The sequence below is a fragment of the Cupriavidus sp. F041 genome, assembly GCF_057814235.1.
Window position 1 is genome coordinate 4,511,294 of sequence record NZ_JBVASY010000002.1, and the last position, 25,340, is coordinate 4,536,633.

General features: G+C 67.2%; 29 protein-coding genes. 14 read left to right on the forward strand and 15 right to left on the reverse strand.

The window, feature by feature from the left end:
• Positions 1-62: 62 nt before the first annotated feature.
• Together ACZY0R_RS38100 and ACZY0R_RS38105 are read right to left on the reverse strand one after the other, a co-directional pair.
• A complete protein-coding gene (locus tag ACZY0R_RS38100; protein WP_035874369.1) occupies positions 63-674 on the reverse strand; it encodes a response regulator transcription factor in 612 nt (203 codons plus the stop codon).
• Entirely contained in the window at positions 671-1,987 is a 1,317-nt protein-coding gene (locus ACZY0R_RS38105; protein WP_488866412.1) for an ATP-binding protein, read from the reverse strand. The genes ACZY0R_RS38100 and ACZY0R_RS38105 overlap by 4 nt, the downstream gene beginning before the upstream one ends.
• Before the next feature lie 290 nt (positions 1,988-2,277).
• Here ACZY0R_RS38105 and ACZY0R_RS38110 point away from each other — a divergent pair, with 290 nt between their 5' ends.
• The gene (locus tag ACZY0R_RS38110; protein ID WP_045236206.1) at positions 2,278-2,757 is read left to right on the forward strand and encodes a copper chaperone PCu(A)C; all 480 of its coding nucleotides are present in this window, start codon (positions 2,278-2,280) and stop codon (positions 2,755-2,757) included.
• A gap of 34 nt (positions 2,758-2,791) precedes the next feature.
• Here ACZY0R_RS38110 and ACZY0R_RS38115 read toward each other — a convergent pair whose 3' ends face one another.
• Entirely contained in the window at positions 2,792-3,727 is a 936-nt protein-coding gene (locus ACZY0R_RS38115) for a LysR family transcriptional regulator (RefSeq protein ID WP_488865840.1), read from the reverse strand.
• Positions 3,728-3,822: 95 nt separating this feature from the next.
• On the opposite strand from ACZY0R_RS38115, the gene ACZY0R_RS38120 reads away from it, so the two are divergent.
• Positions 3,823-4,335, forward strand: a complete 513-nt coding sequence (locus tag ACZY0R_RS38120; protein ID WP_488865842.1) for a DMT family transporter — start codon at positions 3,823-3,825, stop codon at positions 4,333-4,335.
• Here ACZY0R_RS38120 and ACZY0R_RS38125 read toward each other — a convergent pair whose 3' ends face one another.
• From ACZY0R_RS38125 to ACZY0R_RS38135, 3 genes are read right to left on the reverse strand one after another with little or no spacing between them, the layout of a single operon-like run.
• Positions 4,336-4,554 (reverse strand): cysteine-rich CWC family protein, encoded by a 219-nt coding sequence (locus ACZY0R_RS38125; RefSeq protein WP_488865844.1) that lies wholly within the window; start codon positions 4,552-4,554, stop codon positions 4,336-4,338.
• Complete coding sequence (locus tag ACZY0R_RS38130; RefSeq protein WP_045236203.1) at positions 4,551-4,778, reverse strand: zf-HC2 domain-containing protein; 228 nt, start codon at positions 4,776-4,778, stop codon at positions 4,551-4,553. The genes ACZY0R_RS38125 and ACZY0R_RS38130 overlap by 4 nt, the downstream gene beginning before the upstream one ends.
• A gap of 24 nt (positions 4,779-4,802) precedes the next feature.
• Positions 4,803-5,378, reverse strand: a complete 576-nt coding sequence (locus ACZY0R_RS38135) for a sigma-70 family RNA polymerase sigma factor (protein WP_488865846.1) — start codon at positions 5,376-5,378, stop codon at positions 4,803-4,805.
• A gap of 262 nt (positions 5,379-5,640) precedes the next feature.
• On the opposite strand from ACZY0R_RS38135, the gene argB reads away from it, so the two are divergent.
• From argB to slmA, 3 genes are read left to right on the forward strand one after another with little or no spacing between them, the layout of a single operon-like run.
• Entirely contained in the window at positions 5,641-6,558 is a 918-nt protein-coding gene (gene argB, locus ACZY0R_RS38140; RefSeq protein WP_035809958.1) for an acetylglutamate kinase, read from the forward strand.
• A gap of 60 nt (positions 6,559-6,618) precedes the next feature.
• Positions 6,619-7,599, forward strand: coding sequence for a pyrimidine 5'-nucleotidase (locus ACZY0R_RS38145; RefSeq protein WP_035874344.1), 981 nt, complete (start codon positions 6,619-6,621; stop codon positions 7,597-7,599).
• Entirely contained in the window at positions 7,596-8,255 is a 660-nt protein-coding gene (slmA, locus tag ACZY0R_RS38150) for a nucleoid occlusion factor SlmA (protein WP_035874342.1), read from the forward strand. Before ACZY0R_RS38145 ends, slmA begins: the two co-directional genes overlap by 4 nt.
• A gap of 37 nt (positions 8,256-8,292) precedes the next feature.
• Here the strand turns inward: slmA and ACZY0R_RS38155 are convergent, their stop codons facing one another.
• From ACZY0R_RS38155 to creB, 5 genes are all read right to left on the reverse strand, one after another.
• Positions 8,293-9,198, reverse strand: coding sequence for a DUF817 domain-containing protein (locus tag ACZY0R_RS38155; protein ID WP_488865849.1), 906 nt, complete (start codon positions 9,196-9,198; stop codon positions 8,293-8,295).
• Between the two features lie 7 nt (positions 9,199-9,205).
• Positions 9,206-9,718 (reverse strand): metal-dependent hydrolase, encoded by a 513-nt coding sequence (locus ACZY0R_RS38160; protein WP_488865851.1) that lies wholly within the window; start codon positions 9,716-9,718, stop codon positions 9,206-9,208.
• A gap of 15 nt (positions 9,719-9,733) precedes the next feature.
• On the reverse strand, positions 9,734-11,149 hold the full coding sequence (gene creD, locus ACZY0R_RS38165; RefSeq protein WP_488865853.1) for a cell envelope integrity protein CreD: 1,416 nt from the start codon (positions 11,147-11,149) through the stop codon (positions 9,734-9,736).
• A gap of 101 nt (positions 11,150-11,250) precedes the next feature.
• Entirely contained in the window at positions 11,251-12,693 is a 1,443-nt protein-coding gene (gene creC, locus ACZY0R_RS38170) for a two-component system sensor histidine kinase CreC (protein ID WP_488865855.1), read from the reverse strand.
• Between the two features lie 37 nt (positions 12,694-12,730).
• On the reverse strand, positions 12,731-13,429 hold the full coding sequence (gene creB, locus ACZY0R_RS38175; protein WP_488865857.1) for a two-component system response regulator CreB: 699 nt from the start codon (positions 13,427-13,429) through the stop codon (positions 12,731-12,733).
• A gap of 354 nt (positions 13,430-13,783) precedes the next feature.
• Between creB and metX the strand changes: the two genes are divergently transcribed.
• Both metX and metW read left to right on the forward strand, forming a co-directional pair.
• Positions 13,784-14,956 (forward strand): homoserine O-succinyltransferase MetX, encoded by a 1,173-nt coding sequence (gene metX / locus ACZY0R_RS38180; RefSeq protein WP_488865859.1) that lies wholly within the window; start codon positions 13,784-13,786, stop codon positions 14,954-14,956.
• Complete coding sequence (metW, locus tag ACZY0R_RS38185) at positions 14,953-15,564, forward strand: methionine biosynthesis protein MetW (protein WP_045236195.1); 612 nt, start codon at positions 14,953-14,955, stop codon at positions 15,562-15,564. The genes metX and metW overlap by 4 nt, the downstream gene beginning before the upstream one ends.
• Positions 15,565-15,596: 32 nt before the next feature.
• Here the strand turns inward: metW and ACZY0R_RS38190 are convergent, their stop codons facing one another.
• Positions 15,597-16,523 carry a LysR family transcriptional regulator gene (locus tag ACZY0R_RS38190; RefSeq protein ID WP_488865861.1) on the reverse strand — a complete coding sequence of 309 codons (927 nt, stop codon included), beginning with the start codon at positions 16,521-16,523 and terminating at the stop codon, positions 15,597-15,599.
• A gap of 120 nt (positions 16,524-16,643) precedes the next feature.
• Here ACZY0R_RS38190 and ACZY0R_RS38195 point away from each other — a divergent pair, with 120 nt between their 5' ends.
• On the forward strand, positions 16,644-17,588 hold the full coding sequence (locus ACZY0R_RS38195; protein WP_488865863.1) for a DMT family transporter: 945 nt from the start codon (positions 16,644-16,646) through the stop codon (positions 17,586-17,588).
• Between the two features lie 96 nt (positions 17,589-17,684).
• Complete coding sequence (locus ACZY0R_RS38200) at positions 17,685-18,515, forward strand: acyl-CoA thioesterase (RefSeq protein WP_488865865.1); 831 nt, start codon at positions 17,685-17,687, stop codon at positions 18,513-18,515.
• A gap of 23 nt (positions 18,516-18,538) precedes the next feature.
• On the opposite strand, the gene ACZY0R_RS38205 is transcribed toward ACZY0R_RS38200, so the two are convergent.
• Positions 18,539-19,795, reverse strand: coding sequence for a muropeptide transporter (locus ACZY0R_RS38205; RefSeq protein ID WP_488865867.1), 1,257 nt, complete (start codon positions 19,793-19,795; stop codon positions 18,539-18,541).
• 259 nt (positions 19,796-20,054) lie between these two features.
• On the opposite strand from ACZY0R_RS38205, the gene ACZY0R_RS38210 reads away from it, so the two are divergent.
• Positions 20,055-20,951, forward strand: coding sequence for a M48 family metallopeptidase (locus ACZY0R_RS38210; RefSeq protein WP_488866414.1), 897 nt, complete (start codon positions 20,055-20,057; stop codon positions 20,949-20,951).
• 128 nt (positions 20,952-21,079) lie between these two features.
• Here the strand turns inward: ACZY0R_RS38210 and argC are convergent, their stop codons facing one another.
• Positions 21,080-22,027, reverse strand: coding sequence for an N-acetyl-gamma-glutamyl-phosphate reductase (gene argC, locus ACZY0R_RS38215; RefSeq protein WP_488865869.1), 948 nt, complete (start codon positions 22,025-22,027; stop codon positions 21,080-21,082).
• A 147-nt stretch (positions 22,028-22,174) separates the two neighbouring features.
• On the opposite strand from argC, the gene ACZY0R_RS38220 reads away from it, so the two are divergent.
• Positions 22,175-22,471 (forward strand): type II toxin-antitoxin system MqsR family toxin, encoded by a 297-nt coding sequence (locus ACZY0R_RS38220; protein WP_488865871.1) that lies wholly within the window; start codon positions 22,175-22,177, stop codon positions 22,469-22,471.
• Between the two features lie 3 nt (positions 22,472-22,474).
• Positions 22,475-22,876 carry a type II TA system antitoxin MqsA family protein gene (locus tag ACZY0R_RS38225; protein ID WP_488865873.1) on the forward strand — a complete coding sequence of 134 codons (402 nt, stop codon included), beginning with the start codon at positions 22,475-22,477 and terminating at the stop codon, positions 22,874-22,876.
• Positions 22,877-22,889: 13 nt separating this feature from the next.
• Here the strand turns inward: ACZY0R_RS38225 and ACZY0R_RS38230 are convergent, their stop codons facing one another.
• Complete coding sequence (locus tag ACZY0R_RS38230) at positions 22,890-23,666, reverse strand: exodeoxyribonuclease III (RefSeq protein WP_488865875.1); 777 nt, start codon at positions 23,664-23,666, stop codon at positions 22,890-22,892.
• 31 nt (positions 23,667-23,697) lie between these two features.
• Here ACZY0R_RS38230 and pyrE point away from each other — a divergent pair, with 31 nt between their 5' ends.
• Together pyrE and ACZY0R_RS38240 are read left to right on the forward strand one after the other, a co-directional pair.
• Positions 23,698-24,387 (forward strand): orotate phosphoribosyltransferase, encoded by a 690-nt coding sequence (gene pyrE / locus ACZY0R_RS38235; protein WP_488865877.1) that lies wholly within the window; start codon positions 23,698-23,700, stop codon positions 24,385-24,387.
• 174 nt (positions 24,388-24,561) lie between these two features.
• Complete coding sequence (locus tag ACZY0R_RS38240; protein ID WP_488865879.1) at positions 24,562-25,302, forward strand: acetoacetate decarboxylase; 741 nt, start codon at positions 24,562-24,564, stop codon at positions 25,300-25,302.
• The last annotated feature ends 38 nt before the right edge of the window (positions 25,303-25,340 follow it).

Below are 25,340 nucleotides of genomic sequence, written 5' to 3' on the forward strand. Positions count from 1 at the left end.
CAGCGGCGAGCTGCTGCGCAAGACGCCGCCGTGCGATTGGCGGCAGCGGACGCTAGCGGACGTTAGCGCGACACCGGCCGCTTGCCCAGTTTGCGTTGCAGCGTGCGCCGGTGCATGTTGAGCGCGCGCGCGGTGGCGGAGATATTGCCGTCGTGCTCGGCCAGCACCCGCTGGATATGCTCCCACTCCAGCCGTGCCACCGATAGCGGCACCGGCTCCTCCATGGCGGCTTCGGCCGCGTCTTCCGATACCCCGGCCATCAGCGCCGTCAGGATCGAATCCACATTGGCCGGCTTGGCCAGGTACTCGTCAGCCCCATGCTTGACCGCCGCCACTGCGGTGGCGATGCTGGCATAGCCGGTCAGCACCAGGATGCGCGCATCGGGCAAGGCGGCCCGCAGCGGGGCGACCAGTTGCAGGCCGGACTCCGCCGGCGCGGTGCTGCCGGCTTCCGGCGGCGCGCTCAGGTGCAGGTCCAGGGTGATATAGGCAAACGGCGTTTGCGCGGCGAGTGCCAGCGCCTGCTGGCGGTTGTGCGCGATCTGCACTGCATAACCGCGGCGCGTCAGCGCGCGCGCCAGCGCGCCGGCGAAGACGGCATCGTCGTCGACGACCAGGAAGGGCGCGCCGTCGCTGGCGCCGTCGGCGGCGGGATTATTGAGGGCGTCGGTCATCGCGGATTCGTTGTCAGGGGTGAGGCAAACGGAGCGGCATCCGGGAAGGATGCCGGAGAGGGGGCGGGCAGGCGCAGTTCGGCCACGGTGCCGCCCTCGTGGTGGTCGTGCCAGGCCAGCCGTCCACCCATTTGCTGGGCGGCACTTTGCGCCAGGTACACGCCGATGCCCTGGCCGCCGTGCATGCTGGCCACAGGGGCTTCGCCGAGCCGGGCGCGTTGCGACGGCGGGATGCCGAGGCCGCGGTCGGTCACGCGGAACGTCAGCGTCGGCAGCGCGCCGTGGTTCTCCAGCGAGATCGCCAGGCGCAGCGGAATCTGCTCGTGCCCCGCGGCCAGCTGGCTGCGCGCGGCGTTGTCCAGGAGGATGGTCAGGATCTGCCCGACGCGCGCGGCCTCGACCGGCAGCGCGGCTGCCTCGCCGATGGCATTGGCTTCGAGGCGGGCATGCGGGTGGCGCAACTGCCAGCGCTCGACGTAGCCGTCCAGCCACGCATCGATGCGCTGCGGCGCCGCGGTCTCGTGGTCGTCGCGCAGGCGCGCCAGGATCGACTTGCACAGCTCCAGCTGCTGTTCCATGGTCTGCAGGTCAGGCAGGTAGGCGGACACCTGCGTGCCGCGCAGGCGCGGGTCCGCGGCATCGGCGCGCAACTCGCCGGCGATGACCGCCAGCGTGGCCAGCGGCGTGCCGATCTCGTGGGCGACCGCGGCGGCCTGGTCGTTCAGCGCTTCGACGCGCGCATCGCGCAGCAACTGCTCGCGCGCCAGGTTGAGCTCGGCATCGCGCTGGCGCAGCACGCCGGACAGCCGCGCCACGAACACCGCGATCATGGTCGCGCTGGCGACGAAGTTGAGCCACATGCCCGCCAGGTGGTAGTTGACGGCATTGTCCGGGTTGCGCAGGTTCAGCGGCACATACTCGATCAGCATCAGGCTGTAGCAGGCCATCGCGTAGACCGCGAGCGCGATCACGTTGCGCCACGGCAGGATGGCGGCCGCGATCGCCAGGCCCGGCAGGTAGAACGACACAAAGGGATTGGTCGCGCCGCCGGTGAAGAACAGGTTGGCCGACAGCGCCGTCAGGTCGACCATCAGCTGGCCCATCAGCTCGGCGTCGCTGGGCATGGTGCCACGGCCGGCGTGCATGCGCAGGCGCAGGCCGGTCAGCAGGTTGAACACCGCCTGCAGGGAGAGGATCGCCAGCAGCGGGCTATATGGCAGGATCACGCCGGCCACCGACTCGCAAGACACCAGCAGCACCGACTGCCCGCCCATCAGCGCCCAGCGCAGCCAGAACAGGCGGCGCAGGCTCATGAGGTTGTGGCGCACCGGGGCAAAGCCCGCGGTGTGGCTTGTAGCGGGACCGGGACCAGGGCCGGGGTGGGAGGTGGCCGTGTCTGGCGGCACGGCTGCGGTGGTATCCATGCCGCGAGTTTAACAACGACAAGGGCCGGGCCCGCCCTGTGCGACACCGTGCCGCATTGGTCGGCGGCGCACGCGCTGCCAGACTGGCCGGTTAGCTGCGGGGCGTGCCGCCTGGCTCGCACCGCCATGGACGACATGGTCTAATGATTCCTTTGTGATGTTCAGTGGAGATGATCCCGATGCAAGCCAGATTCCTCGCCGCGGTGCCCGCCGCCCTGCTCGCCGCGCTGTGCTCGAACGCCGCTTTCGCCCAGGTCGACGTCAGCAACGCCTGGGCGCGCGGCACCGTGCCGGCGCAGACCGCCACCGGCGTCTTCATGACCCTGCATGCCCACGAGCCCGCCAAGCTGGTCGGCGTGAGCACGCCGGCGGCCGCCACGGCCGAGGTCCATGAGATGAAGATGGATGGCAACGTGATGCGCATGCGCGCCATCGGCGCGCTCGACCTGCCGCGCATGCAGGATGTCGAACTCAAGCCGGGCGGCTATCACGTGATGCTGATGGGCCTCAAGGCGCCGCTGAAGAAGGGCGATACCGTGCCGCTTACGCTCAAGATCGAACAAGGCGGCAAGGTGATCGAGCAGAAGGTCGACGCCGAAGTGCGCGACCTTGCTGCCGCGGCGCCTGCCGCCGGCTCGCACGGCGACCACAAGCACTGAAGCGCTACGGGCAGCCCGGCAGCCCGGCTGCTGCCTAGCTGCGCAGGCTGATCGCGTCGTCGGGTTCGTCCCCTGCGGCCACCGCCATGACGCGCTCGCGCAACCAGCTATGGCCGGGATCGGCGTCGGTGCGGTCGTGCCAGATCAGGCTGAAGACAAAGCCCGGCAAAGGGAAGGGCGGATCGAACACCGCGAAGCGCGGGTCCTCCTCGAACGCGGCCAGGCTGCGGCGCGCCGTGGTCAGGACCAGGTTGGTGCCGGCAATCAACGCCGGTGCCACGCTCCAGTGGGGCAACACGCAGGCAATCTTGCGCCGCCCGCCGACCTTGGCCACGGCGGCATCGATGGCATCCACGCGCTCGCTGTGGGCTGCCACCAGCACATGCGAGCGGGCCAGGTAGGCGACCTGATCCAGCTTGCCCAGGCCGCGCACCGTGGCCGCGTCCACCATGCAGGCATAGGTTTCTTCGAACAGTTCGGTGCTGCGCACGCCTTCCGGCGTCTGCGTGAACACGCCCAGCGCCAGGTCGATCTCTGCGTCGGCCACCTTGGCCGTCATGGCCTCGCGGCTGGCCTGGCTGACCACCAGGTCGATCCCCGGCGCGATCTTGCGCACCGCGCGCAGCAGGCCGGGCAGCAGTGCCATGGCGCCGTAGTCGGACATGGCCAGGCGGAAGCTGCGGCGCGCCGTGGCGGGCTGGAAGCCGGACGGCCCCAGCAGGATGCGCACCTGCGCCAGCGCCTCGGCCAGCGGCCCCGCCAGTTCGTGGGCGCGCGCGCTGGGCACCAGGCCACCCTGGCCGCGCACCAGCAGCGGGTCGTCCAGCAACTGGCGCAGGCGGCCTAGCGCATGGCTGACGGCGGGCTGGCTCAGGTGCAGCCGCAGCGCCGCGCGCGAAATATGTCGTTCGGCCAGCAGTGCTTCCAGCACCACCAGCAGGTTCAGGTCGATACCGCGTAGATCATTCATGCGGCGCATATTAACGCTATGAAACGAGAATTGGAAATTCGCGGCGCAATATTTCACACTGAGGGCATCAAATTTGTCCGCATGGAGATGCCCAGATGCCAGGAATCAGTAACTTTTCGCCGGCACTGACCGGCCTCATTCCCGTACTGGTGGCTATTGCATCCGGGGCGGTGATCCCCTTCCAGGCGGGCGCCAATGCCATGCTCGGGCGTAGCCTGGGCCACCCGCTGTGGGCGGCCGTGGCCTCGCTGCTGGTCAGCCTGATGGTGGTGCTGCCGCTGCTGTTGCTGCTCAAGGCGCCCATGCCGGCGCTGGCGCTTGCGGCGCGCGGGCCAGCCTGGATGTGGGCAGGCGGCGTGGCGGGCGTGTTCTATATCTCGGCGGCGCTGGTGCTGGCCCAGCGCCTGGGCGCCGGCGGCTTTATCGCGGCGGTGGTGGCGGGCCAAATGGCGGGGGCCTTGCTGCTCGACCAGTTCGGTCTGGCCGGCTTCGCGGTTCGCGCGGTGACGCCGGGGCGCCTGGCCGGCGCCTTGCTGGTGGTGCTGGGCGTGGTGGTGATGCAGTTCGCCGGGACCGGCGCGGCCAGCCCGGCGCCAGCAGCCAGCTAATCAGGCCGGGCCGCCGGCATCCTCGCGGCGGCGGCCCAGGCACGCCGGGCACAGGCAGTGCTGGCCCGGCACGATGCGCCGGGCGGGCAAGAGCGGCTGGCTGGCGCACCAGCATTCCGGCAGGCCGGCGGCGTAGCCGCAGACGAAGCCGGCGCCGCAGGCGCTGCAATGCTCGACCGGGCGCAGTTGCCCCGTCAGCACCGTGGCCGGATCGCTCACGGTTTGTCCTTGGGCGGCTCGTCGTCCAGGCCGAGCCGGCTCATGGCGGCGCGCATCAGCCGCATCTGGGCCGAAAAATTGGTGCAGGCGTCGCAAATGGCCAAGTGGCCGCGCATGCGCACGCGTTCGATCCAACTGAGCGGGCGGTCCATGCCTTCCATGGTCAGGCGGTGGATCTCGCGGCAGTTCGGCAGCAGGGAGTCTCGTGGTGGCGTATCAGACATGGCTTCCTTTGGTCGGACAGGCGGTCATGCCTTTTGCCCGAACCAGTTCAGTTCCAGGCACTCGCGCAGGCGCATGCGGGCGCGGTACAGCATGACCCATGCATTGGTCGTCGTGATCTCCAGTTCCTGACAGATTTCTTCGGTTTCCAGTTCCAGCCATTCCCGCATCATGAAAATCCGGCCGATCTTGGCTGGCAGCTTGTCCACGCAAAGCTGCAGGATCTCGAAGAACTCGCGCCGCTCCAGCGTCCGGTCGGGGTTGCCCCAGTCGGAAGGCGGCGTATGGTAATGGCCGTTCTTGGCGAACAGGGCGTCGAACGCGTCGATATCCGACTGGGCTTCGCCGTCCTCGTCGCCGCCGAGCGCCAGGCGCACTTCGCGCCGGCCGCTGCGCAGCGTATCGATGATCTTGTGCTTGAGGATGCCGATCAGGTAGGTCTTCAGCGCGGACTGGCCGCTGAAGCGCTCCGGGTGCTCCAGCGCGGCTATCAGGGTGTCGGAGACGGTATCCTCGGCCAGCGCCTGGTCACGCAGTTGCAGCCGCGCGAAGCGCAGCAGATGGGGACGCAGGGCGTTAAGATCGTCGGGGTCCAGGCTCATTTTTCTTGCCGCTGTCCGGTGGTGGAAAACTGTCAGCCGACTGTTGCGTGGATAGGACGCCATGGTGCGCCGCAGTACGCATGCACCGGTTTTGAGCCACCGCCGCACCAGCGTCTGCACGCGTGCGGCGCGGTTTCTTGTAAAATCGGCGCCTGCCGCGGCCGGATGTGGCCAATGCGGGGCCTGGAATGCCTGGAACCCGTTGCCCACCGCCGGTCAGAATTGCCATGATACCTGTTGAATCTCACGGATGTCCCTTGCCATGAACGCCGACACCCCTGGGCCTGCCGCTACCGCGGTGGCCGCAATTGCCCCAGCCCTCAAGGCCGAAATCCTCGCCGAGGCGCTGCCCTATATCCGCAAGTTTCACGGCAAGACCATCGTCGTCAAGTACGGCGGCAACGCGATGACCGAGGAAAAGCTCAAGCACGGCTTCGCGCGCGACGTGATCCTGCTCAAGCTGGTCGGCATGAATCCGGTGGTGGTCCACGGTGGTGGCCCGCAGATCGATGAAGCCCTGAAGAAAGTCGGCAAGGTCGGCACCTTCATCCAGGGCATGCGCGTCACCGATGAAGAGACCATGGAAGTGGTTGAATGGGTGCTGGGCGGTGAAGTGCAGCAGGACATCGTCATGCTGATCAACCAGTACGGCGGCCAGGCCGTGGGCCTGACCGGCAAGGACGGCGGCCTGATCCGCGCCAAGCGCCTGAAGATGCCGGACCGCGAGAATCCAGGCGCCTTCATCGACATCGGCTACGTGGGCGACATCGAAGCGATCAACCCGGCCGTGGTCAAGGCGCTGCAGGACGATGCCTTCATCCCGGTGATCTCGCCGATCGGTTTCTCCGACGACGGCCAGGCCTACAACATCAACGCCGATGTGGTGGCCGGCAAGATGGCCGAGATCCTCAAGGCCGAGAAGCTGGTGATGATGACCAACATCCCGGGCGTGATGGACAAGGCCGGCAACCTGCTGACCGACCTCTCGGCGCGCGAGATCGAGGAACTGTTCGCCGACGGCACCATCTCCGGCGGCATGCTGCCGAAGATCTCGTCGGCGCTGGACGCGGCCAAGAGCGGCGTCAATTCGGTGCACATCATCGATGGCCGCATCGAACACTCGCTGTTGCTCGAAATCCTGACCGAACAAGCGTTCGGTACCATGATCCGTTCTCACTAGAACGCATCTCCCGGCAGCGCGCGCCGCGCGCTGCCGCCTCACCCCCTCTTTCCTTCCCGCGTGCCATCTACTTCCCCGCCCTTGCGCCGCAGCCTGCGCGGTGCGCGCCGACGCCGCCCCGCGGGCGACAATTCCGGCCGCACGGTCTGGCTGTTCGACCTCGACAACACGCTGCACGACGCGTCGCACGCGATCTTTCCCGCCATCAACCAGTTGATGACGGCGTATGTCGCGCGCGTGCTGGGCAGCGACGAGGCCACCGCCAGCGAGGTACGGGTGAAGTACTGGCAGCGCTATGGCGCGACCCTGCTCGGCATGATCCGCCACCACGGCGTGGATCCGGCCGACTTCCTGCGCGCCGCGCATGATTTCCCCGAACTGGCGGAAATGGTGCGCGTGCGGCGGGGCCTGGCCGGCCACCTGCGCCGCTTGCCGGGGCGCAAGATCCTGGTGACCAACGCACCGGCGCAATATGCGCGCGCCGTCATGCAGGTAGCCGGTATCCAGCATTGTTTCGAGCGCGTGGTCGCGATTGAGGATATGTGGGTGCATGGACACCTGCGGCCCAAGCCGGACCGCCGCATGTTGCGCCGGCTGCTGGCCCAGCAAGGCGTGGCGCCGCACCGGGCGGTCCTGGTCGAGGACACGCTGTCCCACCTCAAGCGTTATGCCGGCACGGGCATACGCACTGCCTGGGTGACGGGCTACCTGCGCACGCTGGCGCCATCGCGCCCGCACGATGTGCCGATGCCGGCCAGCGCGGCGGCGGGCGGCGTCAGCGGCGACGCCGTGCTGCGCAGCACGCTGGACGCCGAGGACCGGCAGCATGCCGGGCACGCCGCGCAAGAGCATTCGGTGACGCTGGTGGCGGCCGAGACGCAGGACCCGCCGTCGCGGCCGCAAGGCAAGACGGCGCCGCAAGCGCTGCCGGCATCGGCGCCGCGCGTGCGGGCGCGCATCGTAAATCGCCCCGGTTATGTGAACGTAAAAGTACAATCCATGCATCAACTCCAACGACGAATTCGGAGAATAGGGTCATGATGCACAGTAACGGGCGCCCATCGGGTGCGGCTCCGGCCGCGGCCGGGCAGGGCGCAGGCGCGGACGGGGCGCCGGCACGCAAACGCCCGCGTCCGGGCGAGCGGCGGGTGCAGATCCTGCAGACGCTGGCCGGAATGCTGGAAGTGCCTCGCGGGGAAAAAGTCACCACCGCGGCGCTGGCCGCCAAGCTCAGTGTTTCCGAGGCGGCGCTGTACCGCCATTTCGCCAGCAAGGCGCAGATGTTCGAGGGGCTGATCGGCTTCATCGAGCAGACCGTCTTCGGCCTGATCAACCAGATCACCACCCAGGAAGAACATGGGCTGCGCCAGGCGCATGCCGTGGTGCGCATGCTGCTGTCCTTCGCCGAGAAGAATCCCGGCATGACCCGGGTGCTGACCGGCGAAGCGCTGGTGGGCGAGCACGATCGCCTGCAGGAGCGCATCAACCAGTTGGTGGACCGCATCGAGGCCTCGCTGCGGCAGTGCCTCAAGGTTGCCATCACCCAGGGCGCGTTTCCGCCCGACGCCGACGTGCCGGTGCGCGCGGCGCTGATCATGGCGACCGTACAGGGCCACTGGCATCGCTACGCCAAGAGCGGCTTCCGCAAGCTCCCGAGCGAGAATGCGGACGCGCAACTGCGCGTGCTGCTGGGCTAAGCGCCGCGGGCGGCCCTGCCCCGGGGCCGCCTCTCCTTCAGGCAGCCGGAACGTGAATGCTGGCCTTGATGTGCTTCAGGTTGGCCACGATGGTGAACGTCATCACGATCAGCAGCGACCACGAACTCCATTTGCCCACATGCACCGCCGACCACGCGCCCAGCTGGTTGGGGTAGCGCCACACCGCGAAGAACGTGCTGATGTTTTCCGCGATCCAGACGAACAGGCCGATCAGTACGAACGCCAGCAGCAGCGGCATCTCGCGCTCCCGGTCCAGCGGGCGAAAGCGCACCGTGCTGCGCGCATACAGCCCGGCAATGCCGCAGGCCAGGTACCAGCGGTAGTCGCCGATATAGTGGTGCGTGAAGAAGTTCGCGTACACCAGCGCCGCCATCAGGCCGGCCATCCAGTGCGGCGGATGGTGCCGCACGCGCACGTCCAGGATGCGCCAGGCCTGGATGATGTAGCTGCCCACCGCCGCGTACATGAAGCCTGAAAACAGCGGCACGCCCAGCACCTTGGTGTAGGCGAAGTCAGGATAGCTCCACGACTGGATGCCGCCCGATGTCTTGAAAACCTCCAGCGCAAAACCCACCACGTGGAACAGGCTGATGGCCCTGAGTTCGTCTATCGTCTCCAGCCGTGCCCACACCATCGCCGCCTGGATCACGACTGCTGCCGCCAGCAGCAGGTCGTAGCGCGGGAGGCCCATCCAGCCGCCGCGCGGCACGGCGAAGACTGCCAGGAAGAACAGTCCCGCGAACAGGCACGAGCGCGCCTCCTTGACGCCGAAAGCGAGAAACTCGCAAAGTCCGCGGCGCGCGCCGGCCAGCGCCAGGCCGGGGCGGGGCGCGGTGAGCAGGCGGTCGAGCCGGTTGGATGCGGCGGTCCGGCCGCTGTGCAGCCGGAACGGATCGGGCATGCGTTTCGTAGCGGTGATCATGTTGGCCTCAATCCGCATAGGCGCGCGCGAGCGCACGATGCCGGGTCGGCTTGTCACGCTCGATCCACTGGCGCAGCGCAACACCGGACGCCGCCAGCGTCATCAGCGGCAAGCCGATCCACAGGCATTCCAGCCAGAAGCGCGTCGCGCCGAACAGCCCGGCGCCGGTCAGCGGCAGCGGCCGCCACGGCAGCGTCACGCGCTGGTCCGCCAACGGATAGAACAGCGCCGTGCCGATGCCGCGGTCGGTCAGCAGGTCCAGCAGGGGGTGCGACACGGTGCTCAAGGCCACGAACAGGAAGGCGATGCCGCGCCGCCAGCCGCAGCGCCTTGCCGCCAGCGCCGCCACGAGGCCGAGCGCCAGCGCGAAGCCGATCGAGTGCGTCAGGCCCCGATGGCCCAGCACGCTGTTGTAGCGCACCCCGGCATACCAGACGTTGAGCATGTCGACGTCGGGCAGCACGCTGGCCGCGACGCCGGCCAGGGCGAGCGGCGGGGCGCAATGGAGGTAGGTGGGCATGGCGTTCTCCTCCGCTCAGGCTTGCACGGCGGTTTCGGCGGCCCCGGCCGCGGCGGGCTTGTCGCGCTGCGGCTGCCAGGCGGCGCCCGCCGCGTACCAGTCGATGCGCCGGGTCATCACCATGATGGCGGCGAGGATCACGAACAGCAGCAGCGAGCCCAACATCAGCGCGTTGTCCTCCGACAGCAGCAGGCCATAGAGCGCGCCGTACAGCACGGTCAGCAGCGTGGCGAAGGCCAGCCCGCGCTGCCAGCTCTGCAGCACGAACGAGAGGTAGAAGCCCAGCAGCCCGATGCACGCGGCGCTGGCCGCCAGGTAGGCCAGCGCGAAGGCGATATGTTCGGACAGGCTCAGCAGCAGCAGGAAGAACACCGCCAGCGCCAGGCCCACCAGCAGGTACTGGATGGGATGGATGCGCAGGCGCTTGACCAGCTCGAACATAAAGAAGCCGGCGAAGGTCAGCAGCACGAACATGGCGCCGTACTTCACCGCGCGTTCGGCCTGCAGGTAGATGTTGACCGGATCGATCAGCGTCACGGAAACCGATTCGAGCGTGCCGTCGCCCGGACCGGCGAGCTGGTTGCGGACCTTGGTGTTGTAGGAGGTCACGCTCCAGTTGCTGTGGAAGCCTTGCGCATTCACGCTGCGGGTGCGCGGCAGGAAATCGCCATCGAAACTCGGATGCGGCCAGGCGGAGTCGATCGAGATGTCGTTCTGGTCGGCCACCGGCGTAAAGGCCAGCGACTGCGCGCCCAGCAGCGGCAAGGTCAGCGAGAACGGCACCACGCGCTGCGCCTGCGCGGATCTGCCGTCCAGGCCGGGTTTCGCGGATTTGGCCGACGGCAGGTTGATCTCCGCATGCAGGCCTTGCGTCAGGCTCTTCAGCCGCACGCCTTGCTCCAGTTTCAGCGCCTTGCCGTCGAGTTCGAACGTGGGCGCCGCCATCAGGCCGCGCGTGTCGCTGATGCCGATCGCGATGTAGGGCTGCCCCACCTCGAAGCCCACATGGCCGACCGAGCGCGGCAGCTCGCCCGGGTCGGGCAGCGCGATGGTGCCCTGCCAGCGGCTCTGCATCTCATACACCAGTACCTTGTGGATGCCGCGATAGCGCTCGCTCGGCGTCACCTCGCCCTTGACCCGCAGCGTGGTGGGGAACACCAGTACTTGCCCGACCTCGGCCTGCAGCATGGTGGCATTGGGCCGCTTGGGGTCGCTGTTGTCCGCCACGCGCAGGATTTCCTTGTACGGCAGCACCAGTACCGGGCCGGTCAGGGTCTGCGGGCCGGCGTAGCTTTGCCAGACACTGCGTACTGCCTCTTCGCGGTAATGCTTGCGGTCTTGTACCGCGTTGCCGACGAGATGCAGCGGGATCAGGATCAGCAGGATCAGCAGCGCGGTGATGGCGGATTTGAAAAACAGGATTCGGTTCATGGCGGCAGGCGCGCGGGAGTGACGATGCCGCGAGCTTAGGACTCCCGTGTGAGCCGCCAAGGAAGCCTGCGTGAAGCGATTGTGTGGTGAGTGTGAAGCCGCTACGCGGCGGGCAAGGTCAGCGTGGCGCAGGCCCCGCCTTCCGCGCGGTTGGCCAGCACGATCTCGCCGCGATGCAGCGTGGCGATCTCGCGCACGAAGCACAGGCCCAGCCCGGTGCTCTTGTCCTGGCCGCCAGGGCGCGGCAGCGAATAGAAGCGCTCGAACAGGCGCGGCAATGCATAGTCGGGAATGCCCGGGCCGTGATCGGTGACGCGCACGGCAATCGTATTGGGCGGGCCGTCGCGGCGCTCCACGGCGATTTCCACCACGCTCGCCGGCGGGGCGAAATCGAGCGCGTTTTCCAGCAGGTTGGCCAGCGCCTGGTGCAGCAGGAACCGGTCGCCTTTCACCGCCGGCGCGGGGTGGGCCGGCGGCAGCAGGCGCAGGGCCAGCCCGCGCTGGCGCGCGCGCGGCTCCAGTTCGTGCAGCAACTGCTCGATCAGCGCCAGCAGCGCAACCGGCTCGTGCGTCTCCAGGCTCTGCCGCTGCTCCAGCGCCGCCAGCGCCAGCAGCTTGCGGATCATTTCCTCCAGCCGCTGCGCCTGGCGCCGGATGTTGGCGACGAAGCGGCCGCGGTCGGCGGCGGGCATGTCCTCCTGCAGCAGTTCGGCCGCGCCGCTGATGGCCGCCAGCGGGCTTTTCATTTCATGCGTGAGCGTGTGAATGTAGTGCTCGACGTATTGCTTGTTCTCCAGCCGCAGGCGCATGCTTTCCACCGAGCGCCCCAGCTCGGCCAGCTCGCTGGCGCCGCGCAGCGGCATCTCGGCGCGCTCGCCGGCGGCCACCGCGCGCGCGTAGCGCTGCAGGCGGCGCAGGCCGTGCACCAGCCACAGCGTGCAGCCCAGGCCGATCACGAACGCGCCGCCCATCAGGAACAGGCCGTTGAGCAGGATCTTGCGCTGGCTGCGCTCGATGAAAGGCGCCATGGTCACGTTGGGCTTCGCCACGGTCAGCACGCCGATGGTCTTGTCGCCGTCGCGGATCGGCGCGGCCACGTGCATCACCGTGCTGGCGTCGTCGTCCGGATTGGCGCGCGTGCTGCGCGCGCCGTACTCGCCCCGCAGCGTGCGGTAGACATCGTTCCAGCGCGAGTAGTCGGCGCCCACGGCCGCCTCGCCGGAATCGAAGCGCACGATGCCGCGTTCGTCGGTGATGTAGATGCGGTAGCCCACCGCATCCTTGTGCATGCCCCACACACTGGCATCGACTTTGTCCTCGCGCAGCCGTGCCAGCCGGCGGGCGAAGGCGCCGTCGGCGATGCGGCCGTTCTTCATGTCGTCGGCGGCCAGCACCGCCAGGACATGCGCGGTATCGACCAGCGTGTCCTCCATGGCTTGCCGCACGCCCGGCTTGACCTCCTGCACGAACACCCGCAGCGTGAGGAAAGCCGCCAGCCCGACGATCAGGAAGAAGCCGAAGAAGATGCGAAGCCCGATATGCATGCGTGGCCGTAGGTGAGAGGGGGAGGGAAGGCGCCGTTCAGCGTGCGAGCGAATAGCCCATGCCGCGATGGGTCCGGATCGGGTCGCACTCCGCGTCGAGCGCGCGCAGCTTGGCGCGCACGGTCTTGATATGGGTGTCGACGGTGCGGTCGATGGTGTCGACCGCGTCATGCCAGACCAGGTCCATCAGCTGCGCGCGCGAATAGATGCGCCCGGGATGCTGCAGCAGCAAGGCGAGCAGCCGGTATTCGTAGCGTGTGAGGTCGAGCCACTGGCCGCGCCAGGCCAGGCGCGCGCCGTCGGCGTCGAGCGTGAAGCCATCGGGCGGAGCGGCTTCCTGCGAGGGGGTTGCCTGCGCGGCGCGCATGCCGGTGCGCCGCAGGATCACCCGCACCCGCGCCGCCAGTTCGCGCGGCGAGAACGGCTTCACGACGTAATCGTCGGCGCCGATCTCCAGCCCGACGATGCGGTCGATTTCCTCGTTGCGCGCGGTGAGGAAGATCACCGGCACATCGGAGAAGGTGCGCAAGGTGCGGCAGACTTCGAAGCCGTTGATGTCGGGCAGGCCCACGTCCAGGATCACCAGGTCCGGCGCCTGCGCGCGCAGGCGTTCCAGCGCCGCGCCGCCGAGCGCGCAATGCTCCACCGCCATGCCGTCTGTCGCGAGCGCATAGAGGATGGTGTCCGCGATCGCGGATTCGTCTTCGATGACCAGGATGCTGGGTGATTTCGTCAAGGCTGGGCTCGGTTCGGGCTCGGTTCTGGGTCGGTTGCGGTGGCGCGCCGCCGCCGCGTTGGTTTGCTCTATAATAAGCGGGTCGCGCCGATTTGATGACTGGCTTGCGGGCGCGCGGCGGCATGGTAACTCCTGAGGTCACTGATTCGGGGGAAACCGGCAGCCAATATAAATGCGGCTAAAGAGGTGGGTCGGTACCCTGCCACGCAAGGCACCGGCACGCGGGACGCAAGACCCGTGCAAAACCCGATTTGGCTGCGCCATCGTTGATGCCATGTTTGATGTCATGTGCATGCAACGTCCACGCAATGCCGGTCGGGTTTTTTTACGCCCGTTTGCCAACGGGCCTATTCCATGACAGACGTAGCTCCGCCTCTTGCCGCGCTGGCCCTGCCGTCCGACTCGGTCGGCATTGTCGAGCCGCAGTGCATGCATTTTCCCGAGCCGTTGAAGCTGCGCAACGGCACCTCGATCGCCGACTACGACCTGATGGTCGAGACCTACGGCACGCTCAACGCCGCGCGCTCCAACGCCGTGCTGGTGTGCCATGCGCTCAATGCCTCGCACCACGTGGCCGGCGTGTACGCGCACGACCTGCGCGACGTGGGCTGGTGGGACAACATGGTCGGACCCGGCAAGCCGCTCGACACCAACCGCTTCTTCGTCATCGGCGTCAACAACCTCGGCTCATGCTTCGGCTCGACCGGGCCGATGAGCCCCAATCCCGCCACCGGCCAGCCCTACGGCGCCACCTTTCCGGTGGTCACGGTGGAAGACTGGGTCAACGCCCAGGCGCGCGTGGCGGACAGGTTCGGCATCGGCCAGTTTGCCGCGGTGATGGGTGGCAGCCTCGGCGGCATGCAGGCGGTGGCCTGGAGCCTGATGTATCCGGAGCGGCTGCGCCATTGCATCGTGGTGGCTTCCACGCCGAAGCTGTCGGCGCAGAACATCGCCTTCAACGAGGTGGCGCGCAGCGCCATCCTGTCGGACCCCGACTTCCACGGCGGCAATTACTACGCGCACGGCGTCAAGCCAAAACGCGGCCTGCGCGTGGCACGCATGATCGGCCATATCACGTATTTGTCCGACGAGGACATGGCGGAGAAATTCGGGCGCGAGCTGAAGACCGACGATATCCGCTTCTCCTTCGATGTCGAGTTCCAGGTGGAGAGCTACCTGCGCTACCAGGGCGACAAGTTCGCCGAGTACTTCGATGCCAACACCTACCTGCTGATCACGCGCGCGCTCGATTACTTCGATCCGGCGCTGGCCTTCGGCGGCGATCTCACGCGCGCGGTGGCGCACACGCAGGCCAGCTTCCTGGTGGCCAGCTTCAGCACCGACTGGCGCTTCGCGCCGAATCGCAGCCGCGAGCTGGTCAAGGCCTTGCTCGACAACAAACGTCCGGTCAGCTACGCGGAGATCGACGCACCGCACGGCCACGACGCCTTCCTGCTCGACGACCCGCGCTATCACAACCTGATGCGCGCCTACTACGAACGCATCGCCGAGGAGATAGGCGCATGAATGCCGCGGCCAACCCCAATATCCTGGCGCTGCGCCCAGACTTCCGCGCCATCGCGCGCTGGATCGAACCCAACTCCACCGTGCTCGACCTGGGCTGCGGCGACGGCAGTCTGCTGCGCGTGCTGCAGGACGAGCTCGACGTGCAGGCCTACGGCATCGAGATCCAGGACGAAGGCGTGCTGGCGTGCGTGCAGAAGGGCGTGCACGTGATCCAGCAGAACCTGGAAGGCGGCCTGGCGCTGTTCGAGGACAAGAGCTTCGATACGGTGATCCTGTCGCAGACGCTGCAGACCATCCACAACACCGCGCAGGTCTTGCGCGAGACGCTGCGGGTCGGGCGCGAATGCATCGTGTCCTTCCCCAACTTCGGCTACTGGCCGCACCGGTTGTCGGTGTTCCGCGGGCGCATGCCGGTGTCGGAGGCGCTGCCTTACCAGTGGTACAACACGCCCAACGTGCGGGTCCTGACCATCAGCGACTTTGAGTCGCTGGCGTCCAAGGTGGGGCTGCGCATCCTCGATCGCGTGGTGATGCACGAGGGTGTGACCGTCAACTGGGGCCCGAACTGGCGCGGCAGCCTGGCGGTGTACCGCGTCTGTTCCACCTGAACGCGAGCGGGCAGGGCGCGGCGAAGCTTCGTCTAGGCGCTCGCCGCGCCCTGCTCCAGGGCGGCCTGCATCACAAGGTGATCGATGAAGGCGCGGACCTTGGGGGCGAGGTGGCGCGTCGGCGTATAGACCGCAAAGGCGGTGCCCACGTAAGGCTCCAGTATTTCCCAGTCGTCCAGCACCGGCACCAGGCTGCCTGACGCCAGCGCGGCCACGGGGGAGAAGTCGGGCACCAGCCCGATGCCGCCGCCGGCCTGTGCCATGGCGACAATGGCCGCGCTGTTGTTGAGCGTGACCCGCGGGGGGACGCGCAGCGTCACTGTCTGTCCGTCCTCCTTGTGCCGCAGGCTCCAGCGTTCGCCGAAGGCGCCATAGCCCAGGTAGAGGCAGCGATGTCCAGGCAGCGCCGCCGGCTCGGTGGGCGTGCCATGCCGGGCCAGCCAGTCCGGGGCCGCCACCAGCCGGTAGCGCACCGCGCGGATCGGCCGCGCCGCCAGCCCCGGTGCCAGCTCGCGCGCAATGCGGATGGCCACGTCGACACCTTCTTCCACCAGGTCCACCATGCGGTCGGCCAGCGTCAGTTGCAGGTCCAGCCCGGGATAGCGGTCCAGCAGGGCCGGCAGCCGCGGCGCCAGCCAGGCCTGCCCGAACACCACCGGTGCGCTGATCCGCAGCAGGCCGTGCGGCGTGCCGGCGTGGTCGCCGGCCAGCGTGTTCACCTCCTGCGCGGCCGCTACCATGCGCGCGCAGGCGGCGTGCACCGCCTGTCCCAGTTCGGTCAGGGCAAAGGCGCGCGTGGTCCGCTGCAACAGGCTGCCGCCGATGGCCGCCTCCAGCCGTGTCACATGGCGGCTGACGGCCGAAGGCGTCATGCCTAGCTCGCGGGCGGCGGCGGAGAAGCTGCCGCATTCCACCACCCTGGCGAATACCGCCATGGCGTTCAGCTGTGCGATGGGCATGGCCTGCCTCCTGGATTTGTGACTACAGGTCAAATGGTAATTGCTTATCGGGCGGATTGTTGACCTGCCTGCATGGTGGAACAATAGCGGCCATTAGCACGAAGTACGCGGGAGACTTCCATGAACATCGATCAATCCGGCGCCGCCGCCGCTTCGCCGGCCGGCGCATCGGCGCCTCCGGCCACGGAACCGGTCCGGCGCGGCGGCGCGTGGCGCATGGTGGCCGCCATGACCCTGTCGGGCACCATCGGCTGGTTCGTCGTGACCAGCGGACAGTCGCCGCTGGACGTTGTGTTTTTCCGCTGCATCTTCGGCGGCGCCGCCCTGCTGGGCACGCTGGCCCTGCGCCGCGGCTGGCAGCCCATGCGCAGCCGGGACTGGGGCTGGCTGGCGCTCGGCGGTGTCACGCTGATCCTCAACTGGCTGGCCCTGTTTTCCGCCTATTCGTATAGCGGCATATCGGTGTCCACGGTTGTCTATCACACCCAGCCATTCTTCCTGCTGCTGCTGGCGGCGGCGTTCCAGCGCGAGGCCATCGCCCCGGGGCGGCTTGCCTGGCTGGTGCTGGCCTTTGGCGGGGTGGTGCTGATCACCGGGCTGGAGCACGGCGGCGCCAGCGGCGGCATGCTGTACGGGGTGGCGCTGGCGATGCTGGCAGCCTTGCTGTACGCCGTCACCACCATGGCCACGCGCCGCCTCAAGGGCATTCCGGCAGGGCAGATCGCGGGTTTGCAAATGGTGATGGGGGTGGTCCTGCTGTTCCCGCTGGCGCACCCGGCGGTGGAGACGTTTGGCGGGCGCACCTGGGGGGCGTTGCTGGCGCTGGGCCTGGTACATACCGGCGTGATGTACACGTTGCTGTACGGCGCCTTCCAGCGCCTTAACGTGCTGTCGATCGCCACGCTGTCCTTCGTGTACCCGCTGGTGGCCATCGTGATCGACGTGCTGGTATTCGGGGTCGTGCTCACGCCGCTGCAAGTGGCCGGCATGGCGCTGATCCTGCTGGCAGTGATCGGCAACCAGCTGGGCTGGAATCCGTTCCGGCACGCACGGACGCAGGGCTGAAGCCGCGCCGGACTGGAGGAGAAGTTCGACGGCGGCGCCAGCGCCCGTCCATCGTTTGCAGTATTATCGAACGATCGTACTTTTTTGGTCCCCAACATGTCAGCCACGCCAGCCAGCCAGACCGTCCATTCCTTCGACCACGCGATCGCGCTGGAGCCGGCGGGCGGCAATCTGTTCCACGGACGCACCACGGCCGCCTACTGGAACATGATCGGTCCCTTCGGCGGCATCACGGCGGCCACCCTGTTGCAGGCCGTGCTGCAGCATCCCGCCCGGCTGGGCGACCCGTCCGCGCTGACCGTCAACTTCGCCGGGCCGATCGTCGAAGGGCCGTTCGTGATCGAGGCGCGCCCCGTGCGCACGAACCGCAACACCCAGCACTGGTCCATCGAACTGCGCCAGGGGGACGAGGTGGCAACCACGGCCACCGCCTTCTTCGCGGTGCGCCGCGAGACCTGGAACTGCGGCGAGGCGGCGTTCCCGCAAGTACCGCCGGCGGAAACCGTGGCGCCGATGTCGGGGTTCGCGAAGGTGCGCTGGCTGGATGCCTATGAATTGCGGCCGGTGCGCGGCGCCAAGCCAAGCACGGAACCGGGCACCGAGCATCCGGACAGCCTGACGCAGTTCTGGCTGCGCGATGCGCCGGCGCGTACGCCGGACTTTGCCGCGATGGCGGCATGGTGCGATACCTTCTACCCGCGCATCTTCCTCAAGCGCGCCGGCTTCGTACCGGCCGGCACGGTGTCGCTGACCACGTATTTCCATGCGGACGCGCCCACGCTGGCCGCGCTGGGCGACAGCCATGTGCTGGGCAGCGCCCAGGCCCAGGTGTTCCGCCAGGGCTTCTTCGACCAGAGCGCGCAGATCTGGAGCCCGCAGGGCGAGCTGCTCGCGACCTCACACCAGATCGTCTACTACAAGCAGTAAGAGTAAGCGCGCGCTACCTGGTCTCAGGCCGCGGCGCGGGCCTGCGCCTCGTAGCGGTGCACGGTGTGGCGCATCCCCCATAGCAGCGCCACGCCGGGCAGCGCCGCCACCACGGTGCTGAGGTAGAACGCCGGCCAGCCGAAGGCCTCCACCAGATAGCCCGAGCTGGGGCCCACATAGACGCGCCCGACCGAGGCCAGCGCCGACAGCAGCGCGTACTGGGTGGCCGAGAACGAGCGGTTGCACAGCGTCATCAGCAGCGCCACGAAGGCCGCCGTGCCCATGCCGCCGCAAAGGTTCTCCACCGCGATGGTGGCGCCCATGGTCCACAGGTGCTGCGGCGTCACCGCCAGGATCCAGTAGCCCAGGTTGGATACCGCCTGCAGGATGCCGAACAGCATCAGCGAGCGATACAACCCCAGGCGCACCATCAGCGTGCCGCCGAACAGCGCGCCCACGATGGTGGCGGCCAGCCCCAGCGTCTTGTTGACCAGGCCGACTTCGCCGGCCGAAAAACCCACGCCGCGGATCAGGAAGGTGGTGGAGAGGCTGCCGGCAAACGCATCGCCCAGCTTGTAGAGCACGATCAGCAGCAGCAGCCACCAGGCGCCGGGGCGCGAGAAGAAGTCGCGCAGCGGGCCCAGAATCGCTTCCTCCATGGAGCGCGGCGTGCGCGCCGGGGATTCCGCCTCGGGCGCCCACAACAGGCTGAAGATGCCGATGCCCATCAGGCCCGCCATCAGGATGTACATCTGCTGCCAGCCCATCACGCGGTCGGCCAGCCACAGCGCCAGCCCGCCCGACACCAGCATTGCCAGCCGATAGCCCAGCACCTTGACCGCCGCGCCCACGCCACGCTCGGGCGCGCGCAGCACGTCGGTGCTGTAGGCGTCGAACACGATGTCCTGGGACGCCGACAGGAAGGCTACCAGCGTGGCCAGCGCCGCCAGCGTCCACAGCGCCTCGTGCGGCGGACAGAAGGCCATGCCCGCGATGCCCAGCACCAGGCCGAGCTGGGTCACCAGCAGCCAGCCGCGGCGCCGGCCCAGCAGCGGCGGCGTGTAGCGGTCCATCAGCGGCGCCCACAGGAACTTGAAGATATAGGCCTGGCCCACCAGCGAGAAGAAGCCGATGGTCTTGAGGTCCAGGCCTTCCACCGTCATCCAGGCCTGCAAGGTGCCGGACGTGAGCGCCAGCGGCAGCCCGGAAGCGAAGCCCAGCGTGAGCATGGCGCCAATGCGGCGATTGCGGAAAATGTCGAGATAGTCTTGGAAGGTCATGAATCAGGATGGCAATCAGGCGGGGCAAGGCGCCGTGTATTATTGCATTACCGTCAGCACTGGCCTGGTGAGCGGGATGTGCCGGGTCCGTGCGGTGCCCTGGCCGCGCCAATCCTTCAGCGCCCTGCTTGCCGAAAACCGCATCCGAGGAATCGCCATGTCCGATCGCCAGCGTTGTCAGAACCGCCACCGGCGGGCCGGGATTGCGTTGCCGCGGCAACTGGCCGCGCTGGCGCTGGCTGCCAGTGCCACGCTTGGCATGGGAGTGGCACAGGCCCAGGGCCAGGCGCAGCCACAGGACGCGGACGAGGGCATCCGCGTGCAACGCGGTGGGGCGTCCATCCGCCAGATCGTACCGGTGGAGGTCATCGAGCAGCAGGCCTCGCAGGAGTACGAGCAGATCAAGGGGGAAGCGCAGGCCAAGAAGACGCTGCTCGGCGACAACAATCCGCAGTTGCAGCGCCTGCGCGCCATCGCCAGGCGCATCCTGCCGCAGACCATGCGCTGGAACGAGCGCGCGAAGCAATGGAAGTGGGAGGTCAACCTGATCAATGCCAAGCAGGTCAATGCCTTCTGCATGCCGGGCGGCAAGATCGCCTTCTACACCGGCCTGCTCGACCAGCTCAAGCTGACCGACGACGAAGTCGCCATGGTGATGGGCCACGAGATCGCCCACGCGCTGCAGGAGCATGCGCGCGAGCGAGCCGCCAAGTCCGAGATCACCAACCTGGGCGCCAACGTGATTTCTCAGCTGTTCGGCTTCGGCAACCTGGGCAATATGGCGCTGGGCACCGGGGCGCAGTTGCTCACGCTGCGGTTCTCGCGCTCGGACGAGACCGAGGCCGACCTGGTCGGCATGGACATCGCCGCACGCGCCGGCTACGACCCGCGCGCCGCCGTATCGCTGTGGCAGAAAATGGGCACGGTGTCCCAATCCACGGCGCAGTCAGGTTCGGAGTTTCTTTCCACCCATCCCTCGGGCCGCACCCGCATCGCCGAACTCGAGAAACACCTGCCCGAGGTGTTGCCGCTTTATGCCCGCGCGATCGACTCCAGCGTCGGCAAGCTGCCGCCTTACCGCGCCAATATGGCCAACCTGGGCGGCGCGCCGATGGACAGCGGCGACGACGACCGGCAAAAGCCGCTGAAGAAGTAAAGGCGCCGGCGGTACCGGGCCGCATCCTGAACGAGGACGCCGAGCGGGCTGGTCCGGGCGCTTCGGCCCCAGACAAAAAAAGAGCCACACATGGTGGCTCTTTTTGTTCCCGCGGGCGTTGGCTTGCTTCAGGCGCTCAGGCCGGTCGCTTCATCCGCGCCTACATGCACGTTCATGCATTGCACCGCGGCGCCGGCAGCGCCCTTGCCCAGGTTGTCCAGGCGCGCCATCAGCACGATGCGCTCGGCCGAGCCGAACACGAACAGGTCGACGCGGTTGGTGTCGTTGCTGCCCTGCACGTCAAAGAAGCCGCCGTCGAGGTTGGCTTCGTCGCCTACGGGCATCACGCGCACGAACTGTTCGCCTTCGTAGTGCTTGCGGTAGATATCCGCGATCTGCTCGGGCGTGACCTTGCGCGCCAGGCGATCCGGGAACACCGGTACCGTCACGGCCAGGCCCTTGAGGAAGTTGCCGACGATGGGGTTGAAGATCGGCGCTTGCGCCAGGCCGGCTTGCACGCGCATCTCGGGCAGGTGCTTGTGCGTGAGGCCAAGCGAATACGGACGCGGGCTGTTCAGCTTCGGGTTACCGCCGGCTTCGAATTCGGCAATCATCTGCTTGCCGCCGCCGCTGTAGCCGGTCAGCGAGAACGCCGAGACCGGGTAGTCGGCCTGCATCACGCCGGCTTCCACCAGCGGACGCACCGCCATCAGAAAGGCGCTGGCGTGGCAGCCTGGCACCGCGATGCGCTTGCTGGTGCGGATCTTCTCGCGCTGGCCGCGCGTGAGTTCGGGCAGACCGTAGGCCCAGCTGTCGGTGGTGCGGAACGCCGTGCTGGCGTCGATCACGCAGGTATTGGGGTTGGTAACCAGCGCCACGGCTTCGCGCGAGGCGACATCGGGCAGGCACAGGAAAGCGACGTCGGCGGCATTCAGAAAGCGTGCTCGTTCGGCCGGATCCTTGCGCTTGTCATCGGCGATACGCAGCAGCTCCACGTCGGAACGGCCGGAGAGATAGTCGAGCAACCGGAGACCGGTGGTGCCTTCCTGACCATCTACGAACACTTTGAAAACCATGGCGGACTCACTCGGAAATACGAAAGGTCCCATGCCGGAATCGGATGGGAACCAGCATTGTAACTAGGTTAGGGGGACGTCGCAGGGTGCGTGCCGCAGTGCAACGCAAATCCCCTTGTGCTGTATAACCAAGTAGGTTAAATTTACATGGAGAAGAGTACACCTCATTGCAAATTGCACCGGGTCCGGCAATTGATAGAGGCTGGCCGGGTGCGCATGACGGTCTCCGCCGTGGCCGGCGCCAGCGCGCTGGGGTTGGACCCGGCAGCCATGCTGGCTATCGTGGCGGGTCTGGTCCCGCACGATTTCTACAAAAGCATGACGACGCATGCCGATCACACCATCTGGCAGGACGTGTACCGGCCAGTTACGCCGTACGGCGGCGTCTATCTGAAGCTGATTGTTATTGACGACCTGTTGATCGTCTCATTCAAGGAGCGGTGAAAAATGAAATGCCCGAATTGCGGCGGCGCCGAGCTCGTTGACAGCGTGCGCGACCTGCCTTACGTCTACCGTGGCGAATCCAGCGAGATTCCGGCGGTGCGCGGACAGTTTTGCCCGGCATGTGGTGAGGCCGTGCTGGACCCCGACGAATCGGATCGCGTGTCCGCCTGCATGCTGGCTTTCAACAAGCAGGTCAATGCCGCGATCGTCGATCCGGCCTTCATCGTTGCCGTGCGCAAGAAGCTGAGCCTGGACCAGCGCGAGGCCGCCGAGATCTTCGGCGGCGGCGTCAATGCCTTCTCGCGCTACGAAACCGGCAAGACCAAGCCGCCGCTGGCGCTGGTCAAGCTGCTCAAGGTGCTGGAGCGGCACCCGGAGCTGCTTGATGAGGTGCGCTCGGCGTAGCCGGCGCGCCAGCTTACAGCGGGAAGTCGTAGTCGATCGACAGCGGCGCGTGATCGCTGAACTTCTCGTCCTTGTAGATCGAGGTGGCGTGCGCCGTTTCCGCGATCTTCGCCGTGGCCAGGTGGTAATCGATGCGCCAGCCGACGTTCTTCGCGTAGGCCTGGCCCCGGTTGCTCCACCATGTGTATTGCTCGGGGCGCGTATCCAGCTTGCGGAACACGTCCACATAGCCGTGCACATCGAACAGCTCGCCGATCCAGCTGCGCTCTTCCGGCAGGAAACCCGAGTTCTTCAGGTTGCCCTTCCAGTTCTTGATGTCGATTTCCTTGTGCGCGATGTTGACGTCGCCGCACAGCACGATCTCGCGGCCGCTGGCCTTGAGTTGCAGCAGGTGGGGCAGGAAGGCTTCCATGAAGCGGAATTTCGCCTGCTGGCGTTCTTCTCCGCTGGAGCCCGAGGGCACGTAGACCGAGATCACGGCGAGGTGCGGATACTGCACCTCGACATAACGGCCTTCGTCATCGAACTCGGGGACGCCGAAGCCGGTGATCACGCGCTCCGGCTTGTGCCGCGTGTAGAGGCCGACCCCGCTATAGCCTTTTTTCTCCGCATAATGGAAGTAGCCGTGGTAGCCATGTGGCGCCAGGAACGCTTCCGTCATGTCGGCAGCCTGCGCCTTGAGCTCCTGGACGCAGACCATGTCGACGTCCTGCTTGCCCATCCATTCGAAAAAGCCTTTCTTGGCCGCGGAGCGGATGCCGTTGAGGTTGGCGCTGATAATCCGTAACATCTCGGGAAATTTTTGAAATCAGAGAGAAAAGATGACGCAGCAGACGACGCCGCAGCCCGGCGCTGGCGACCTGAGCCAGACCTTCATCCGCTTCGCGCTGGACGCCGGCGTGCTGTCCTTCGGCGAATTCGTGACCAAAGCGGGCCGCAAGTCGCCGTATTTCTTCAACGCGGGCCTGTTCAACCAGGGCGCGATGCTGGGCCAGGTGGCGCAATTCTATGCGAAAACCCTGCTGGCCTCCGGTTTGGAGTTCGACGTGCTGTTCGGGCCAGCCTACAAGGGCATCACGCTGGCGTCCGCCACGGCGGTTGCGCTGTCCGGTCTCGGACGTGATGTCGGCTTCGCCTACAACCGCAAGGAAGCCAAGGACCACGGCGAGGGCGGCACCCTGGTGGGTGCCAAGCTGCAGGGCAAGGTCGTGATCATCGACGATGTGATCTCGGCCGGCACCTCGGTGCGCGAATCGATGGCGATGATCCGCGCCGCGGGTGCGGAGCCCGCCGCCGTGCTGATCGCACTGGACCGCATGGAAAAGAGCGGCACCGCGGACCAGGTGGGGACGCATTCCGCGGTGCAGGATGTGCAGCGCGAATATGGCGTGCCGGTGATCTCGATCGCCAGCCTGACCGACCTGCTGGCCTACCTGGATGCTTCGCAGGATCCCGCGCTGGGCGGCTCGCGCGAGGCAGTGGCTGCCTATCGGCAGCGTTACGGCGTATAGTCTGGAACCTGTTGCCTGTTGCGTGCAAAGGTTTGTCGCACTGCAGCAGATGACGGGAACCGCGCAGGAAAGACGCCGGTCTGACTGATCTAGCTAGCTGGCCAGCCCGGCCGCCAGCAATTCGCCTTGCCGCCCGGCAAGGCGACGCAGCGTCTCTCAGGAGGTTAGCTGGCGATGGACATCAAGACGATCCGCGAGCAGGCATTCGCCATGCCGCTCACCAGTCCGGCCTATCCGATGGGGCCATACCGCTTCATCCATCGGGAATTCTTCATCATCTCCTACCGCACCGATCCCGGGCTCCTGCGCGCCGTGGTGCCGGAACCCCTGGAGATCGCCGATGCGGTGGTCAATTACGAGTTCATCCGCATGCCGGACTCCACCGGCTTCGGCGACTACACCGAATCGGGCCAGGTGATTCCCGTCACCTACCAGGGCAAGCCCGGCAACTACACCCACGCCATGTACCTCGACGACCTTCCGCCACTGGCGGGCGGGCGCGAGCTATGGGGCTTCCCGAAGAAGCTCGCCTCCCCGCAGCTGGCCGTCCAAACGGATACCCTGGTCGGCACGCTTGATTATGGTCCGGTGCGCGTGGCCACCGGCACCATGGGCTACAAGCATCGCGAGCTCGATGCGGCCGCGTTGGGGGTGGCGCTTTCCACCACGCCCAACTATCTGCTCAAGGTCATTCCCCACGTGGATGGCACCCCGCGCATTTGCGAACTGGTCTGCTACTTCCTCAAGGACGTGGCAATGAAAGGCGCCTGGACCGGGCCTGCGGCACTGTCGCTGTTCCCTCATGCGCTGGCGCCGGTGGCCGGCCTGCCGGTGCTGGAAGTCCTTGGCGCAAAGCATTACGTTGCCGACCTCACCCTCGGGCTGGGCGAGGTGGTGTTCGACTATCTGGCCTGAACGGCCTGCATCCACATCGGTCTCCATCGGCACGACCC